The sequence below is a fragment of the Flagellimonas sp. genome, assembly GCF_965215805.1.
Taxonomy (GTDB): Bacteria; Bacteroidota; Bacteroidia; order Flavobacteriales; family Flavobacteriaceae; genus Flagellimonas.
Map to the genome: position 1 here is coordinate 412,501 of NZ_OZ244124.1, position 15,850 is coordinate 428,350.

General features: G+C 43.8%; 11 protein-coding genes, 2 tRNA genes and 2 rRNA genes (1 of these 15 cut by a window edge). 7 read left to right on the top strand and 8 right to left on the bottom strand.

The features are described 5' to 3' along the window. The 5 genes from ACOOE0_RS01840 to ACOOE0_RS01860 form a co-directional block, all read right to left on the bottom strand. Positions 1-656: ribosomal RNA gene (locus ACOOE0_RS01840) — 23S ribosomal RNA — on the bottom strand (it extends 2,175 nt beyond the left edge of the window). 222 nt (positions 657-878) lie between these two features. After that, positions 879-952 (bottom strand) — tRNA-Ala (locus tag ACOOE0_RS01845). A 188-nt stretch (positions 953-1,140) separates the two neighbouring features. Then, a tRNA-Ile gene (locus tag ACOOE0_RS01850) sits at positions 1,141-1,214 on the bottom strand. Positions 1,215-1,319: 105 nt separating this feature from the next. Beyond that, positions 1,320-2,845: ribosomal RNA gene (locus tag ACOOE0_RS01855) — 16S ribosomal RNA — on the bottom strand. Together the 16S and 23S rRNA genes with 2 tRNA genes alongside form the textbook arrangement of a ribosomal RNA operon. 309 nt (positions 2,846-3,154) lie before the next feature. Further along, positions 3,155-5,353 (bottom strand): putative porin, encoded by a 2,199-nt coding sequence (locus ACOOE0_RS01860; protein ID WP_420400777.1) that lies wholly within the window; start codon positions 5,351-5,353, stop codon positions 3,155-3,157. 141 nt (positions 5,354-5,494) lie between these two features. Here ACOOE0_RS01860 and ACOOE0_RS01865 point away from each other — a divergent pair, with 141 nt between their 5' ends. The 6 genes from ACOOE0_RS01865 to ACOOE0_RS01890 all read left to right on the top strand — a co-directional run bounded on the left by ACOOE0_RS01865 (position 5,495) and on the right by ACOOE0_RS01890 (position 13,044). Next, positions 5,495-6,091: a ribonuclease HII gene (locus ACOOE0_RS01865; RefSeq protein ID WP_420400778.1), complete on the top strand. Its 597-nt coding sequence runs from the start codon at positions 5,495-5,497 to the stop codon at positions 6,089-6,091. Positions 6,092-6,119: 28 nt separating this feature from the next. Further along, entirely contained in the window at positions 6,120-8,579 is a 2,460-nt protein-coding gene (locus tag ACOOE0_RS01870; RefSeq protein WP_420400779.1) for a ribonuclease HII, read from the top strand. A gap of 129 nt (positions 8,580-8,708) precedes the next feature. After that, complete coding sequence (locus ACOOE0_RS01875) at positions 8,709-10,028, top strand: OmpA family protein (RefSeq protein WP_420400780.1); 1,320 nt, start codon at positions 8,709-8,711, stop codon at positions 10,026-10,028. A 12-nt stretch (positions 10,029-10,040) separates the two neighbouring features. Next, a complete protein-coding gene (locus ACOOE0_RS01880; protein WP_420400781.1) occupies positions 10,041-10,733 on the top strand; it encodes a hypothetical protein in 693 nt (230 codons plus the stop codon). A gap of 99 nt (positions 10,734-10,832) precedes the next feature. Then, a complete protein-coding gene (locus tag ACOOE0_RS01885; protein ID WP_420400782.1) occupies positions 10,833-12,527 on the top strand; it encodes a hypothetical protein in 1,695 nt (564 codons plus the stop codon). 85 nt (positions 12,528-12,612) lie between these two features. Beyond that, positions 12,613-13,044 carry a DUF11 domain-containing protein gene (locus tag ACOOE0_RS01890; protein ID WP_420400783.1) on the top strand — a complete coding sequence of 144 codons (432 nt, stop codon included), beginning with the start codon at positions 12,613-12,615 and terminating at the stop codon, positions 13,042-13,044. Here ACOOE0_RS01890 and lipB read toward each other — a convergent pair. The 3 genes from lipB to ACOOE0_RS01905 are packed head-to-tail and all read right to left on the bottom strand — an operon-like array spanning position 13,037 to position 14,692. Next, on the bottom strand, positions 13,037-13,753 hold the full coding sequence (gene lipB / locus ACOOE0_RS01895) for a lipoyl(octanoyl) transferase LipB (RefSeq protein WP_420400784.1): 717 nt from the start codon (positions 13,751-13,753) through the stop codon (positions 13,037-13,039). The genes ACOOE0_RS01890 and lipB overlap by 8 nt on opposite strands. 32 nt (positions 13,754-13,785) lie before the next feature. Next, positions 13,786-14,526 (bottom strand): hypothetical protein, encoded by a 741-nt coding sequence (locus ACOOE0_RS01900; protein WP_420400785.1) that lies wholly within the window; start codon positions 14,524-14,526, stop codon positions 13,786-13,788. A gap of 10 nt (positions 14,527-14,536) precedes the next feature. Next, positions 14,537-14,692 (bottom strand): YqaE/Pmp3 family membrane protein, encoded by a 156-nt coding sequence (locus ACOOE0_RS01905; RefSeq protein WP_116183855.1) that lies wholly within the window; start codon positions 14,690-14,692, stop codon positions 14,537-14,539. A gap of 91 nt (positions 14,693-14,783) precedes the next feature. Here ACOOE0_RS01905 and ACOOE0_RS01910 point away from each other — a divergent pair, with 91 nt between their 5' ends. After that, entirely contained in the window at positions 14,784-15,833 is a 1,050-nt protein-coding gene (locus tag ACOOE0_RS01910) for a response regulator transcription factor (RefSeq protein ID WP_420400786.1), read from the top strand. Positions 15,834-15,850: the final 17 nt, after the last annotated feature.

Consider the following 15,850-nt stretch of genomic DNA (forward strand, 5'->3'; position numbering starts at 1 on the left):
CGGCTGCGCACCAGAAGTGCTTAACCTCGCTAACAAAAGTAACTCGTAGGCTCATTATGCAAAAGGCACGCCGTCACATGTAAACATGCTCCGACCGCTTGTAGGCGTATGGTTTCAGGGTCTCTTTCACTCCGTTATTCACGGTTCTTTTCACCTTTCCCTCACGGTACTGGTCCACTATCGGTCTCCCAGGAGTATTTAGCCTTGGCGGATGGTCCCGCCGGATTCACACAGGGTTTCACGTGCCCCGCGCTACTCAGGATACCACTATCTTTAATGCGACTTGCCCGTACGGGACTGTCACCCCTCTCGTGCAGCTTTCCAACTGCTTCCGGTTGATCGCACAAAGAACATCGTGGTCCTACAACCCCAACATTGCCGAAACAACATTGGTTTGGGCTTCTCCGCTTTCGCTCGCCACTACTAACGGAATCACTCTTGTTTTCTCTTCCTCCGCCTACTTAGATGTTTCAGTTCAGCGGGTTAGCTTCCCGATAAATCGGGATGACTGGCCTTCAACCAGCCGGGTTGCCCCATTCGGACATCCGCGGATCAATTCTCGTGTGCAGATCCCCGCGGCTTTTCGCAGCTTATCACGTCCTTCGTCGCCTCTGGGAGCCTAGGCATCCCCCATACGCCCTTCTCTTGCTTGTCGCACCTCCCGGCATAAAGCCGGGAAATGCCCTCGTAATCCTTATATATTCTATTCTACTTCGTGTTTCTTCTTCGACTTCGCAACAACGGGACAAATTCCCATCGCGCTCCGTCCCAATATGTCAATGAACGTTCACCCCAAACTTGATTCGGGGCCTCTTCAGTGAAGGACCGATGTTCGTCGGTGCCCTACCAAAGAGGTACCCAGTCAAGCCGGGCACAAGTGGAGAATACCGGAGTCGAACCGGTGACCTCCTGCGTGCAAGGCAGGCGCTCTAGCCAGCTGAGCTAATTCCCCATATACTAGTCGTTAGTACATAGTAGTTAGTAGTTAGTCCATAACTACCGCCCAACTTCCAGAATTTCCTATTCAATACTCAATGAACTTCGTACTTCCGGCTTACGCCTTCGTACCTTCAGTAGTCTCAGGCAGACTTGCTTCGACTGCGCTCAGCACAGGCTCCTCGTCCCTCTTCGACAACTTTGTAGTCTCAGGCAGACTCGAACTGCCGACCTCTACATTATCAGTGTAGCGCTCTAACCAGCTGAGCTATGAGACTGTTTGGCCTAAATCCGCCAGTATGATGGCATATCGCAAGACAGCTTAAAGAAAAACAAGGAAAACACCCGATGCCGGACCTGGACCTCCGGTCGTCTTTCTCTAGAAAGGAGGTGTTCCAGCCGCACCTTCCGGTACGGCTACCTTGTTACGACTTAGCCCTAGTTACCGATTTTGCCCTAGGCCGCTCCTCTCGGTGACGGACTTCAGGCACTCCCGGCTTCCATGGCTTGACGGGCGGTGTGTACAAGGCCCGGGAACGTATTCACCGGATCATGGCTGATATCCGATTACTAGCGATTCCAGCTTCACGGGGTCGAGTTGCAGACCCCGATCCGAACTGTGACCGGCTTTGTAGATCCGCGCCCCCTTACGGGGTGGCTTCCCTCTGTACCGGCCATTGTAGCACGTGTGTGGCCCAGGACGTAAGGGCCGTGATGATTTGACGTCGTCCCCACCTTCCTCACGGTTTGCACCGGCAGTCCCGTTAGAGTCCCCGACTTGAATCGCTGGCAACTAACGGTAGGGGTTGCGCTCGTTATAGGACTTAACCTGACACCTCACGGCACGAGCTGACGACAACCATGCAGCACCTTGTAACGAGTCCGAAGAAAAGCCTATCTCTAAGCCTGTCCCGTTACATTTAAGCCCTGGTAAGGTTCCTCGCGTATCATCGAATTAAACCACATGCTCCACCGCTTGTGCGGGCCCCCGTCAATTCCTTTGAGTTTCATTCTTGCGAACGTACTCCCCAGGTGGGATACTTATCACTTTCGCTTGGCCGCCGAGTCCGAAGACCCGACAGCTAGTATCCATCGTTTACGGCGTGGACTACCGGGGTATCTAATCCCGTTCGCTACCCACGCTTTCGTCCATCAGCGTCAGTACGTTGTTGGTTACCTGCCTTCGCGATCGGTGTTCTATGTGATATCTATGCATTTCACCGCTACACCACATGTTCCGGCAACCCCACAACGACTCAAGACCGCCAGTATCAAAGGCAGTTCTACGGTTGAGCCGCAGACTTTCACCCCTGACTTAACGGCCCGCCTACGGACCCTTTAAACCCAATGATTCCGGATAACGCTCGGACCCTCCGTATTACCGCGGCTGCTGGCACGGAGTTAGCCGGTCCTTATTCTCATGGTACCGTCAGCTATCTACACGTAGATAGGTTTCTTCCCATGTAAAAGCAGTTTACAACCCATAGGGCAGTCATCCTGCACGCGGCATGGCTGGATCAGTCTTCCGACCATTGTCCAATATTCCTCACTGCTGCCTCCCGTAGGAGTCTGGTCCGTGTCTCAGTACCAGTGTGGGGGATCCCCCTCTCAGGGCCCCTAACCATCGTTGCCTTGGTAAGCCGTTACCTCACCAACAAGCTAATGGTACGCATGGCCATCCCTGTCCGATAAATCTTTAATCAAAGTATCATGCGATACCTCGATACCATGGGGCATTAATCCAAATTTCTCTGGGCTATTCCCCTGACAGGGGCAGGTTCCATACGCGTTCCGCACCCGTGCGCCGGTCGTCAGCAAAAAAGCAAGCTTCTTCCTGTTACCCCTCGACTTGCATGTGTTAGGCCTGCCGCTAGCGTTCATCCTGAGCCAGGATCAAACTCTTCATTGTAAAAAGTTAAATAATGTAAACTCCCAAACAATCCAAGTAACTGACATCAAAATGGTTCCTCGTTATTCTTTAATTACGCTGTCTTTACAATATGTCCAATGAACTTCTAAATACCAGGGCAAAAAAACAGGCCCGAAGACCCTTTCCAAAACCCTGAAAACAACCCAGCCTTATCAGCTAAGCGGGTGCAAATATAAACAGCTTATTTTTACTCAGCAAATAGTTTCGGCTATATTTTTTGTCAAAAAAATGAATGATTTTGTAACCTGCTGTTTTTCAACAATGAATTATCCGATAATTCTTCCAACTTTATGAAAAGAAATTCCAAACCAAACCAAAACGGATTACAAAATCACGGTATGGGTAATTTGGAGCCGAGTAATAATTAGGTTCCGAAGTAAATAAGGTATTAAAGTGTTCCGCCTTCAGATAAATCCTTGTTTGTCTAACTTTTGCATTAATAAAGAAGTCCAGCAGCGGGTAACCTCCAAACTCCTCATTGTTTTGAATATAAAACTCCCCTAACAGTGGATTGTACGCATTCATATTATAGGACGTAAAATATTTAAACGTTACGCCTGTTTGCAAGAACATTGCTTTTTTAAATACATCCTTAGAGAAATACAAGGTGTTCCTTGTCAATACTTGAGGCAAATTAATTACGTTGTTGTCCTGCGTTACATTTTGATACAAGACCGTATTGGCCAACGCCCACCTTCTCCATTTAACCTCCTTGAAATATTTTACACGCAAATGATTTATAGTGGAGGCTTCCTGAAATGGTTTCACAAAAGCGGTTTCCTCCCCATTATCAATTTGTTCTTGCGTTGCAGTAGACTGGAAATAGGTATAATTATCAATGGCACTGTACTCTGCTTCCAAATGGCCCAAAAGCTTTGAGTCAATCCCAAAACTTATGTTCTGAATTTGTTGTTTGTCAAACGTAGCGGTGTTTTGCCAATTGTAATTCCTATAATCGCTCTGGTACAACAAATAATTGAAATCAGGCATTCTGGATGAAGCATGAATCCCCCCTGTTATCCTATAGTTGTCATTAATTTGATACTCCACTTTGGCATTAAAGGCATTTCCAGCCAATTCTCCAGATATATTATAATTCAGATCGCCACTCAACCTCAACCTTCCCAAATCCTTGAGATAGGTTCCTCCAACACTTATCTCCTCTCCTTCCAATTTATTTTGAATAATGCCTGAATCCGTTTCCAAAATGCTATTGAAGAAGTAGTTGTAGTTATACAAGCTCACCATTCCTGTAAGCTTTCCCAAAATGCGGTTTGAAAACTGAGCTGATGCTTTATTGAACATTGTCTTTAATCGAGCCCGATCCTCAATTGGTGTTACAAAAGGGTCACTTCCAAAAGCACTGTTCTGGGAAGATTGGGTAAAGTCATAAAACTTGGTTTCATAAGTAAACTCATGGCCCAAAGTCAAGCTAGTTGGCAATCCTTTTGTAGAATCCTTTTTTACATTGAACAGTTTCCACTGGTGATCAAAATAGTACCGCTTACCCAATATTCTATTGTTCGCATTGGTGTATACAACATCTATTCGGGACCGATCGGAAAAGTCATCGGTTTCCGTACTCTCAAACTGCTCCCTAAGCAATAGTCCTCCATTTTCCTCAGATTCCAAATCTTGGGCTGTAATATGGCCACGAATGGTATAATTGTTCTTCTTGTTCACATAGTTAAAGGTTGTTCTGAAGTTGCCCGATTGGGTTTGATCAAACCTATATTTTCCCAAAGACCTAAAGCCCTTATAGGCTACGGAAGCACTAAACTGTTTTGAAAGATTGAAGGCCAACAAAGCATCCAACAACTGCCCCTGCTCCAAGGTTGTCTTGAACATGAGCTCCGTCATTGGTGTGGGGACATGATAATAATTAATGTCCTCCACTTCCATATAATTGGCATGGCGAGCGGTTGCCCCGAGAAGTGGGTAGTACGAATTCTTGGAGAACGTCCTTCCCAAAACATTATAAGGACGGCCAATGTTCTCAAAGGGCATTACTTCAAAATCATCCTTTCGCAGATAATTGTATTTGTACTCCTTTCTTATGGTCAAGGTAGTATCCAAAATGGTCGTATCCCTTGCATAGGAAATGATCTTGTAATCTTCAATACGAACCGTGTCCTCCACCAATTCAGGTATCCTAGGCCTATTCAGCATTGGTTTTTTCTTGGCCGGTTTCTTTTTGGCCAGGGAATCCAGCTTCTTGGGTTTTTTAACTGAATCCCTTTCCATGGTAATGGAATCCAGCTTCTTCATTTTCGAAATTGAATCCAGTTTTGCAGGAATTGAATCCGATTTTTTCGCCAAGGAAATGGAATCCAACTTAACAGTCAAAGAATCCAATTTTTGAATTTTGGAAATGGAATCCTGCTTTATAGGCAGGGAGTCTATCTTTTTTGGTGGTGGAACGGAATCCTGTTGGGCAAACAAGGACAGATTCACAACAAAGAGTAGGGCAAAAAATACAAATCTCATTCCGTACTATTGGTCAGGCAAAGGTATATGTTTTGTTTCTAAAGAAATGTGAAAGTTTAGTTGTAGAAAAACTAAGGTTTTTTTTTAGGGCATTTCTTCTTAGTTTTCAACAGTCCAACATGACGAGTGCCATTTTTAACCATGCTCAAAAACCATTATAAATTTATAAATGAAGCCGGTACCGATGAAGCAGGTAGAGGTTGTTTGGCCGGGCCCGTGACGGCAGGAGCTATCATCTTACCCGAGGATTTTCGAAATGGCATATTGAACGATTCCAAACAACTTACGGAACTAAAAAGGGAACAGCTGAGACCTATTTTGGAAAGTGAGGCCGTTTCCTATTCGGTTTGTCATGTTTTTGAAGAGGAAATTGATAGCATCAATATTTTGAACGCCTCCATTTTGGCCATGCACCGTGCACTTGACGGATTACAAACCACACCAAGCTTTATTTTGGTAGATGGAAACAGGTTTAAACCGTATTTGGAAATTGGCCATGAATGCATCATCAAAGGTGATGGAAAATTCATGAGTATAGCGGCCGCCTCCGTGTTGGCCAAAACCTATAGGGATGAGTTTATGGCAAAAATCCATGAAGAGTACCCCATGTACAATTGGAAAAAGAACAAAGGATACCCTACCAAGGAACATCGCGACGCCATAAGAGAATTTGGCCTCACCAAATACCACAGAAAAAGCTTCAGACAGCTTCCGGAACAATTGACTCTGGACTTCTAAAAACCTAAATTTGTTCCAAACTTCAAAAATGAAACATAAGGCACTACTCTATTTGCTTGCTTCATTTCTTCTTTGCTGCAAGCCTGAAGTGCAATCAACCGATTCCTTGTTGAGTCATTTATTGCCCAACGCCAGTCTGATCATCAAGATCAATAACCTCTCCAATTTTAAAAGCGAACTGAAAAACAGCGCATTTTTGGAAAAAACCAAGGGTTTTGGCATTCACCAAGACTTGGAAAAGAAACTTAAGGGACTCAACCACCTTAGCACTGATGCTGAATGTTTGGCAGCCTTTTACGAAGTGGGAAAGAACAATCATGAGTTTGTTTTTACCTTGAAACGGAATGCCACAAGCTTTTCGGCGGACAGCATTGGTGACCGCACGGTGGAGACCTTGACCTATCAAAACAAAAACATCACCAAGTATACACAGGGTGACCAAGCCATATTCAGTCTTCTACTAGACGATGTTTTGCATCTAAGCTCTTCCCAAATACTGATAGAAAATATAGCTAGAACCCCAAATCCCAATACGGCAAGTGGGGTACTTAAACGATTGTACAGCACATCGGCTCCATCCAAATCCGCAACATTTTTTGTTCATTTGGACGAACCCTCAGCAATGCCCTCAGCCCAAATCAAGGAGGGGCAAAACCGTACACAGTCCTTTTCGGATTGGTTGTCTCTGGATTTTTCGGCCAACTCGGATCAAATTAGCCTTAGTGGGGTAGCTTTGGCTTCCGATTCCACTAAAAATTTCATCAATCTATTTAAGGGTACCAGTCCATTGGCCAATAAGGCCCAGCTTTTTTCTCCGCAAAACACACAGGCCTTGGTTTCCTACACTTTTGATGACTATTCCGTCTTTGCCAAAAATCAGAATGAGTATCTAAATAGAGTGAAGCCCACCGATTCGTTATTCAATACTATTGAGGAACTGGGCATTATCAGGGTAAACAATGACAAGGTTGTACTTCTCAATTCTTTCGGCACAGAAAGTATTTCTGAATTTCTAAACAATGACAAAACCGACACTTCCAATTATCAAGGGAGTGAGATTCTGTCCTTAAAGTCCAAGGATTTCTTAACCGAAGGATTTAATCCATTGCTAACAGGATTTGAATCCAATTTTTGCACCATTCTCGAGAATACTTTTGTCTTTTCTGAGAAAAAGGAAGCACTGCAAACCGTATTGAGCAATTATAAAAGCAGTGCCACTTTTGGCAATACAGCTGCATTTAAGACAGCCGCCGAAACCCTAGCTAACGAATCCAGCATTCTGTTTGTCTCCAATGCCTCTGGAGTGGATTATTTTGCCGAAAAGGATTTGGTGCCAGCGGTGAGTGATGCGTTCAAGGCCTCCAACTTTAAGGATCATACTTTTGCAGCCCAGTTTGTATCGGACAATGGATTTTCCCATGCCAATATTAGTATTGGCAAGATTGCCAAAACCGTTACTTCAAAATCTGTCACACCGCTGTTCACTTTGGAACTGGATACCGATTTGGCCATTAACCCACAGTTTGTTAAAAACCATCGTACCAACAAACAAGAAGTTGTAGTACAGGATCAAAATAACGTATTGCACCTTATTTCCACAGATGGGAAAGTACTTTGGAAAAAGCAGTTGGAGGGGAGAATCCAAGGCAAGATCCATCAAGTGGACATCTACAAAAATGGTAGGTTGCAGTTGGCCTTTTGCACCAGCAACGAATTTATGATCGTGGACAGAAATGGGGAAGATGTACCTCCCTTCAAAATGAAATACGAAGGAGGAAATTTGAACCCACTTGCCGTTTTTGACTATGAAGGACAGAAGGACTATAGATTTGTCGTTACCCAAGGGGAAAAGGTTTTTATGTACAACAATCGGGGCAACATAGTGGATGGCTTCACCTATACCCGCGCGCAAAGTCCCATTTTATCTGCACCCAACCATTTTAGAATGGGGAATAAGGACTATCTCGTTTTTCAGTTGGAGGACAAAACGTTAAAAATCCTTCACCGATCAGGGGGAGACCGCATCAAAGTGCCCGAAAAAATCGATTTCTCCAACAACGGTGTCTTTTTATATAAGAATAAGTTTTCCGTCACCAATAAAAAAGGAGTACTTCACCAAATAGATGCGAGGGGAAAACTCACCAGCACCAATTTTAACCTAAGTCAGGATCATGGAATGTACACCACCAGTAAAACCTTGGTGTTCATGGATGATAACGTACTTACCATCAAAGGAAAAAAGGTGGAGCTGGAGCTTGGTGTATATACCCAACCGAAGATTTTCTACATCTATGACAAGATTTATGTGAGTGTAACCGACATCCAAAGTCAAAAAATCTATCTTTTTGACAGCCAGGCCAAATCCATTCCCAACTTCCCTGTTTTTGGAAACTCCCTCATTGATATGGTGGATATGGACAACGACAAGCGGTTGGAGCTCGTGGCCAAGGATCAAGAAAATTCCATAATTGTCTATAGGATCAATTAAAGCCCTCAATTGCAGCTTATACATAAGTTGGAACAGATCACACATCTTGTTCTCATTTGCGGGGATAACTTTTGTAGTTTTCTAGTGGATCTTTTAACTTAAAAGACACACTATCAAAACACTATAGCAATGAAAACCTCATCCCCTGGCAAAATCCTATTGGGTTTTGTCCTCGTATTTGGGTTTTGTCTAAGCGGCAATGCCCAATTATTAAAAAAACTTGGTAAACGAGCAGAAAGAGCTGCTGAACGTACCATAGAACGACGCGTTGATAAAGAAGCCTCAGAAAAAACAGATCAGGTTCTGGATAGTATTTTGGAGCCGGGCTCTGGAGGAAACAAACAAGGCCCAAACACCCCGCCCAGTCCAACCGGAAATGAGCCCAATGCCCAAGGCGGGCAGTCTGGAGGGCCAACTAGTTCATCTGGCCCTAAAACCATAGAGGTCTACAGCAAGTTCGATTATGTGCCTGGTGACAAACAAATGTTCTTCGATGATTTTGGCAATGATTTTATTGGGGACTTCCCCTCTAAATGGAACACCAATGCAGGCGGTGAAATCGTAACTCTGGGAGATTCACCACAAAAATGGTTGGAACTTAAATCAGGCTTCAACATTTATTACATACCCAATGTTCCGCAACTACCGGAAGAGTATACCATTGAGTTTGACTTGGCCGCAGTAGGTCTGGATAGACAAACCTCCTCCCAAGCAAAGGTGGCCATAACCCTAAGTAATGATGATGCATTCAAACCTGGAAGCAACAATGCCTATGCAGAAATTCCATTCTGTCAGTATGCCGCCATTGGAGTTACGGTGCAGAACAATATCAACGGAAAAAGGGAAATAAGAAGCACGGTCAAGGCGGATCTTAGGGATGTGGTTCTGAACAATCCCCATGTTTCCATCGCCGTAAACAAACAGCGGTTTAGGTTATGGGTAAACGAGGTAAAATATATTGATGTTCCCAGATTGGTGGCGCCAGGAGCCGTGATTCACACCGTAAAATTTCTTGCCAACGGCTTTAAGGATGGAAAGGAAAAGGTTTTCATATCCAATCTTAAAGTTGCTGAGGGGGGCGTTGACCTTCGCAGAAAACTAATTGCAGAAGGTAAAATTTCCACCAATGGAATCTTGTTCGACACTGGATCAGCCAATATCAAACCTGAATCCATGGGTATTATTCGACAGATCTACCAAGTGATGCAGCAAGATGGATCTATCAACCTAAAAATTGTGGGGCATACGGATAGCGATGGCAGCGATGCAAACAACATGGCTCTGTCCAAAAAGCGCGCGGCATCGGTAAAAAATGCACTGGTATCCGTTTACGGAGTAAATGGTAACAGATTGACTGTGGATGGAAAAGGGGAATCTGAGCCCGTAGCCGACAATAACAGTCCGGATGGGAAAGCGCAAAACAGAAGAGTTGAATTTATAAGACAATAAAAAATCCCAATAATGAAAAATCTTTTTTTAGCTGCCATTTGCTTCGGATTAATGGCTCCAATGGCATCTGCCCAATCCAACTGTAGCAAGTATTATCCCATGGAGGAGGGTGTATCCATGACCTATACCTCTTTCAATAGAAAAGGAAAAGAGGATAGTACCGTGGAATACAAAGTTATTGATGTACAGGAAAGCAGCAGCGAAACCAAAGCAACCCTATCCATGGAGCTCAAGGCCAAAAAAGGGGGCGTATTCACTTCAAATTATGATTTGACATGTCGCGGCGATAAAGTTATCATCGACTTTGAGACCTTGATGAACCAACAAATGATGGGGCAATTTGGTGGCACCGAAGTAGACATTACCGGGCACGATATTGAATTGCCAAACAATTTAAGTGTGGGCCAAGAACTTGCAGATGCCTATGTGAACGTAAGTGGAAGTTTGGGTGGTGCTTTTAATGTAGACATGAAAGTGGAGCAAGTGAACCGGAAGGTGGAGAAAAAGGAAAATGTAACCACTCCTGCAGGCTCTTTTGATTGCTATGTGGTGTACAGCGATACCAAAACCAAAATGATGGTTGGAACCCAAACCTTTTCTTCAAGAATGTGGTTGGCTGAAGATGTTGGCATTGTAAAACAAGAAAGCTACAACCAAAACGGAAAGCTTATGGGCAGTATGCAGCTCACTAGCTTAAGTAGATAAAACCATTCAAGAACCAGAGCACTGCCATTTGAACCCTTTCAAGGGAAAATCCTAAACAACAAACACCATATGTAGCCACAAACAAAAATTAGAGAGATCATGAAACCACCAGTCGTAAAGAAAATTGTCAAACACCTGAAATTGCCAATTCTATTCCTGTGTGGTTTTTTTGTTTTTGAGACATCGGCCCAATACCGGGTAACAAAATGCTCTGATTTACCCAATAAACCCGTCATATATGGAGATGATGGCCCTGAAAATCTTTTGGCCGTATATCTTGAAGGGGATGAAGATTCCGATATAGGTGGCCTGGATTGTTGGGCATTTCACCATGAAAACGGTAAAGACTATGTGGTTACCCCTAGAAGCTGGTATCCCGATACCGGTGGGCCAAGAATGCGCTTGATCGAGGATGCTATGGCTGCCATTACCCAATCCAGAAGGACTTATGTGGAGTATGGAACCATGGACAAATCCCTCCACTACATCCTTAACGATGTCAACTACGGGACTACGTCAGGAGAGAAATTCTGGTTATACCAAGATGATGAATGTTGGATGCGTTCCGGGGTACCATCCCTTAGCGAGGAATCCCGAGAATCCAGAAAACAAATATTTGCCCATGAGATTGGCCATTGTTTTGTAGAGGAAAACGTGCCCAAAACAGCCAGTTTGGAAGAAGATTTGGATGCTTGGTGGGATGAAAGCGTAGCAGAGTTCTTGTCGTCGGAAGCTTATAAAACTGCCGACCAAGAGCACAGGTACGCAATGGCATATGACTTCAACCGTCTTTTCACACAGCCATACAGAGCTTATGTTCTGTGGTATTATTATGCAAAGGAAAATGGAAAAGCGTCCGTGGTGGAATTGATGAATGCCCTTACTGGGTTGAAGACCATTAAAGCCCGTATGAACTATTTGAAATCCATAGGATTTGATGAACTTTTCCACAACTTCCTCTTTGATTTTACCATGCGTTACCTCAAAGATTCCGGTACAAGTAACCCTATACCAGGTTCCGGTATGATTCCGGATTCGGATTTTGTTCTGGAGCCGGACAAAGAGAACATTAGCATCCCCAGAGGTATAAATTTTGGACAGCGGGAGGTGATCAACATTGAGGTTCCAACAGGCTTTAATGTTAAACTGCGTCCACCCATTGGCTCCGAAGGTACGTTCTATTCCTCGCTGATGCCTCCAATGGGCGGTGAAATCCGAAACTGGGATTCACCCGTTGAGCTATCAGGGAACTGTTTTTCTCCCATGGACGTAACGGTGATGATTTCGCATCTCGAAACCGAGGGAATAGGAGATCTGACCATTCCTTATGAACTCATCGCCAAAGCAGATTGTTGCAGCGGAACTGAGGGAACCTTGGACGGTTGCCTCATTGGAACGTGGGAAGTGGATGTGTCTACAATTTCGCATCTTATTGATTATGATGTCTCCGGTACATTGCGGTTGAAGTTTGATAACCTACCTATTGGTCATTTAAACGCCACTTTTGATCTTCGATTTGATTTTGACAACGGGGATTTCGATACGCACAAAGGAACGGTAAGCGCCTGTGTAATCCCCACTGGGAGAGGTGGCCCACTCAATTATTTTAAACTCTCGGGCGTTACCTTGGGGCCAGGTAATATTCATACCCATTTCTATTCACGAAGAGGAAAATATTTGGACCAAACGGACAACGTTATTGAAGGATTAAACAGATTCCAATTCAATTATACCACTTGCACCCCAGATATTTTAACGGTTCTATATATGGTTCAAATGAGCCGGGTACGATAACAATAACATTTTAGAATACAAATACTTGATTATGTTAAAGCTTAAATTTTCCACAATTCTTGTTCTTCTATTCTCAAGTTTCGGCATGCTAACTGCCCAGGACCTGGAGCTTGATGTCCATGTACTGCCCACATCCTTGCTGGGAGATCCTGCCGTATTTAATATCACGGTAAAAAACATGGGAGAGGAGGCAGTGCAAGGCGTAGAAGTTCAGGTGACCCTGAATTCTGGACTGGAATTATCCAGTTTCACGCCAAACAAATACGATTTTGACCCAATAACCGGTATTTGGAAGGTGGGCGAAGCGGTACCCTACAAAGGCAAGGTGTTAAGTTTAATTGCCAAATATGTTACAAAAGAAAACGCCATTGTCATAGCAGAGGTCACAAAAAGCGGAGCTCCCGATCCTGATAGTACTCCAGGAAATGGGGTAGACACCAATGGAAATGGTATTGTGGTAAATGACAAAGGTGATGAGGACGATGGGGACGCCGCGCAAAATGGTCCGTTCAACTAACCACTTTGGCTTGGCTTAGTTCTGCCTCAAAAAGATGTTCAAAGTGCTTTAACAGTTTACCCTTTACCTCATTCATGTCCACCGTTTTTTGACCTAGCTCCACATTTAAGGAGGTAACTGCTTTGTCCTTGATACCACAGGGAATCATGAGGTCAAAATACCCGAGATCGGCATTCACGTTCAAGGCAAAACCATGCATGGTCACCCATCTACTGGCTCGTACGCCCATGGCACAAATCTTTCGGGCAAAGGGAGTGCCTACATCCAGCCAAACCCCAGTTTCTCCTTCGGAGCGTTCACACTTTAATCCGTATTCTGCCAAAGTTAAAATCACCATTTCCTCCAAAAGTCGAAGGTACTTATGTATATCCGTAAAAAAGTTGTCCAGGTCTAAAATGGGATACCCCACAATTTGTCCAGGCCCATGATAAGTAATATCCCCTCCCCTATTGATCTTATAAAATGAAGCCTCTTTGGCCTTTAATTGGGCTTCGTTGACCAAAAGGTTGTCCATGTTCCCACTTTTGCCCAAAGTGTACACATGGGGATGTTCCACAAATAGAAAATGGTTCTGGGTGGGCTCTTGGGTGCCGTTTCTCCTATTTTGGATTTTTTGATCTACAATTTCTTGGAACAATTCTTCCTGATAATCCCAAGTTTCCTTGTAATCTTTGAGTCCCAGATCCTGAAGAATAACTTTCTTGTTCATCCTGCAAAGATACGAAGACCCTACACAGCAGTCTAATCCTCCAGCTCTACTTCCAAATCCAAGGAGGAAGGGTCCTTCATCAAATCCATAAATCCAACCTCGTAGAAAAGCGTTTTGCCATCGGCACTAAAAGTAGCACCTTCCACATTGGCGGATTTTACTCTCCGCGGGAAATGATATTTCAAAGTATATGTGGACCCGGAAAGGAACATTTCCGCTCCTTGCATACTGTCCAAACTTTGCTGAAAAAGTTCTTGATCTATGATTTTGGCCTTTCGGGTAAACGTGTTCTTGGCAAAGGAATAAGATACCTCAGTGGTAGGTTCCTCGGAACCTAAACCGCCAGGTTGCTCCTGTCCACTTCCTGGACCAAAGGAACTAGCCCCTTGGAAGGCATTGAAAGCATCGTTGACTTCCTCTATTTTTTTGAATTCACTGAAAAGATCAAATTTCATCACCTTTTCATCCGGGTTCATGACCATGTGCATTTTAAAAGGCTCCAATTTCTTCAGTTTTGCCTGTTCCTCAGGTGATAATTGCGAGATACTGTCCTTCTTTTCTTCCAATAGGTCCTTAAAGGAAATCAAGGAATCCACAGGTTTTTCATTGGATTTTTTCATTTCCTCCCCAGCCATTTCCATAAGTTCCGAGCCATCAAAATTGATGGACAACTTGCCCGTTCCGTCTTCGTTCAAAAAAATTTCTTCGGTAAAATTGCAAGAGGAGGTCAAGGCAAGTACAATGGCACAGGCCCAAAACTGGATTTTTTTCATGGAAGTGATTTTAGTTAGTGTTATTTAGGATGACCAGTGCCCCAATAACTCCTGGAACCCAGCCACAAAGGGTTAAAAGTAATACAATAACAAAAGACCCACAACCTTTTCCGATGACTGACAAAGGGGGAAAAATTATAGCCAATAAAACACGCCAGAAACTCATGATCTTGATTAATGATTGATGATACTTATAGGTAGCTTATTTACCCATTTTGTTACACAAAACCACTATTTTTAATTTCCATTAGACTTGTATGCGGGCATTTGCATTTTTTGTTTTTCTGTTGAGCAGCTTTGCTGTTGTGGGGCAATACCATTTTTCTGGAGAATTATCCAAGGAAAATTCGGGCAGTTGGGTCTATTTGTCCTTAGTTGAGGATTATCGCAAATCCTCAAGGGTGTATTTGGAGCAGATCATCAGAAAGGTAGCTGTGGATTCATTGGGCCAATTTAGTTTTGAGGGCAACAACCTTCTGGATGACAACAGGATATACCGAATTCATTTGGACGGATGTTCTGAAAATGCCAATGCGCAGCATTTTTTAGGACATTGCAACAGTAGCCAAAGTGTTCTGTTTATCGCCAACAACAGGGATACTTTGCATTTTCCCACCTCCTTTGGGAACCAGACGCTGTGCACCGTAAATTCCACCAATCCCAAATCAGTATTAATACTCGATATAGAAGCTTTGAAGGAGGAGATGGTTTTCGATTTCATGGAATTTAGGAGCGAGGCCAACCAAAAGCTTAACTCAGCTAAATGGTTTGGAAAGCTCCAAGACTTTGGGCAATCAGCTGAGGAGCCGCTCGCCGAACTTTATATCTATGATTTCCTTTCGGATAAAAGAAACGAAACCTATAACCATTACCTGTTGGACGTTTCTGAAAATAATTACTATGCTAATTTGCTAACCAGATTGAAGAGCCGCTATCCCAATACGGGCTTTACCAAGCAGTATGAAGCTGAAATTGTCTCGGATCAACATTTGGTCTCCTTCCGTAACGGTGATGCGTGGAGTTGGAAATGGGTTTTAACAGGCTTGCTGGCATTTTCCATTGGACTCAATATATATCTAGTGTTTCGAAGCCAGTCCAAAACCAAAAAGCAAAAACGGCAACTATTACAAAAACTCACTTCCCAAGAACAAAAAATAGTGAAATACATCCTCAATGACCGAAGCAACAAGGAGATTGCAGCCGAAATGTTTGTTAGCCTGAGCACAATCAAAACACACATCAACAATCTCTATAAAAAGTTGGACGTATCCTCCAGGCAGGAAGTGGTTGCCCGATTCAAAAAGTAAAAATCCACCCAGGGTCT

Excerpts from the sequence above, each read along its gene's own strand:
- ACOOE0_RS01860 (WP_420400777.1), bottom strand. The coding sequence starts at position 5,353 with ATGAGATTTGTATTTTTTGCCCTACTCTTTGTTGTGAATCTGTCCTTG.
- ACOOE0_RS01865 (WP_420400778.1), top strand. The coding sequence starts at position 5,495 with ATGCTCAAAAACCATTATAAATTTATAAATGAAGCCGGTACCGATGAA.
- ACOOE0_RS01870 (WP_420400779.1), top strand. The coding sequence starts at position 6,120 with ATGAAACATAAGGCACTACTCTATTTGCTTGCTTCATTTCTTCTTTGC.
- ACOOE0_RS01875 (WP_420400780.1), top strand. The coding sequence starts at position 8,709 with ATGAAAACCTCATCCCCTGGCAAAATCCTATTGGGTTTTGTCCTCGTA.
- ACOOE0_RS01880 (WP_420400781.1), top strand. The coding sequence starts at position 10,041 with ATGAAAAATCTTTTTTTAGCTGCCATTTGCTTCGGATTAATGGCTCCA.
- ACOOE0_RS01885 (WP_420400782.1), top strand. The coding sequence starts at position 10,833 with ATGAAACCACCAGTCGTAAAGAAAATTGTCAAACACCTGAAATTGCCA.
- ACOOE0_RS01890 (WP_420400783.1), top strand. The coding sequence starts at position 12,613 with ATGCTAACTGCCCAGGACCTGGAGCTTGATGTCCATGTACTGCCCACA.
- lipB (WP_420400784.1), bottom strand. The coding sequence starts at position 13,753 with ATGAACAAGAAAGTTATTCTTCAGGATCTGGGACTCAAAGATTACAAG.
- ACOOE0_RS01900 (WP_420400785.1), bottom strand. The coding sequence starts at position 14,526 with ATGAAAAAAATCCAGTTTTGGGCCTGTGCCATTGTACTTGCCTTGACC.
- ACOOE0_RS01905 (WP_116183855.1), bottom strand. The coding sequence starts at position 14,692 with ATGAGTTTCTGGCGTGTTTTATTGGCTATAATTTTTCCCCCTTTGTCA.
- ACOOE0_RS01910 (WP_420400786.1), top strand. The coding sequence starts at position 14,784 with ATGCGGGCATTTGCATTTTTTGTTTTTCTGTTGAGCAGCTTTGCTGTT.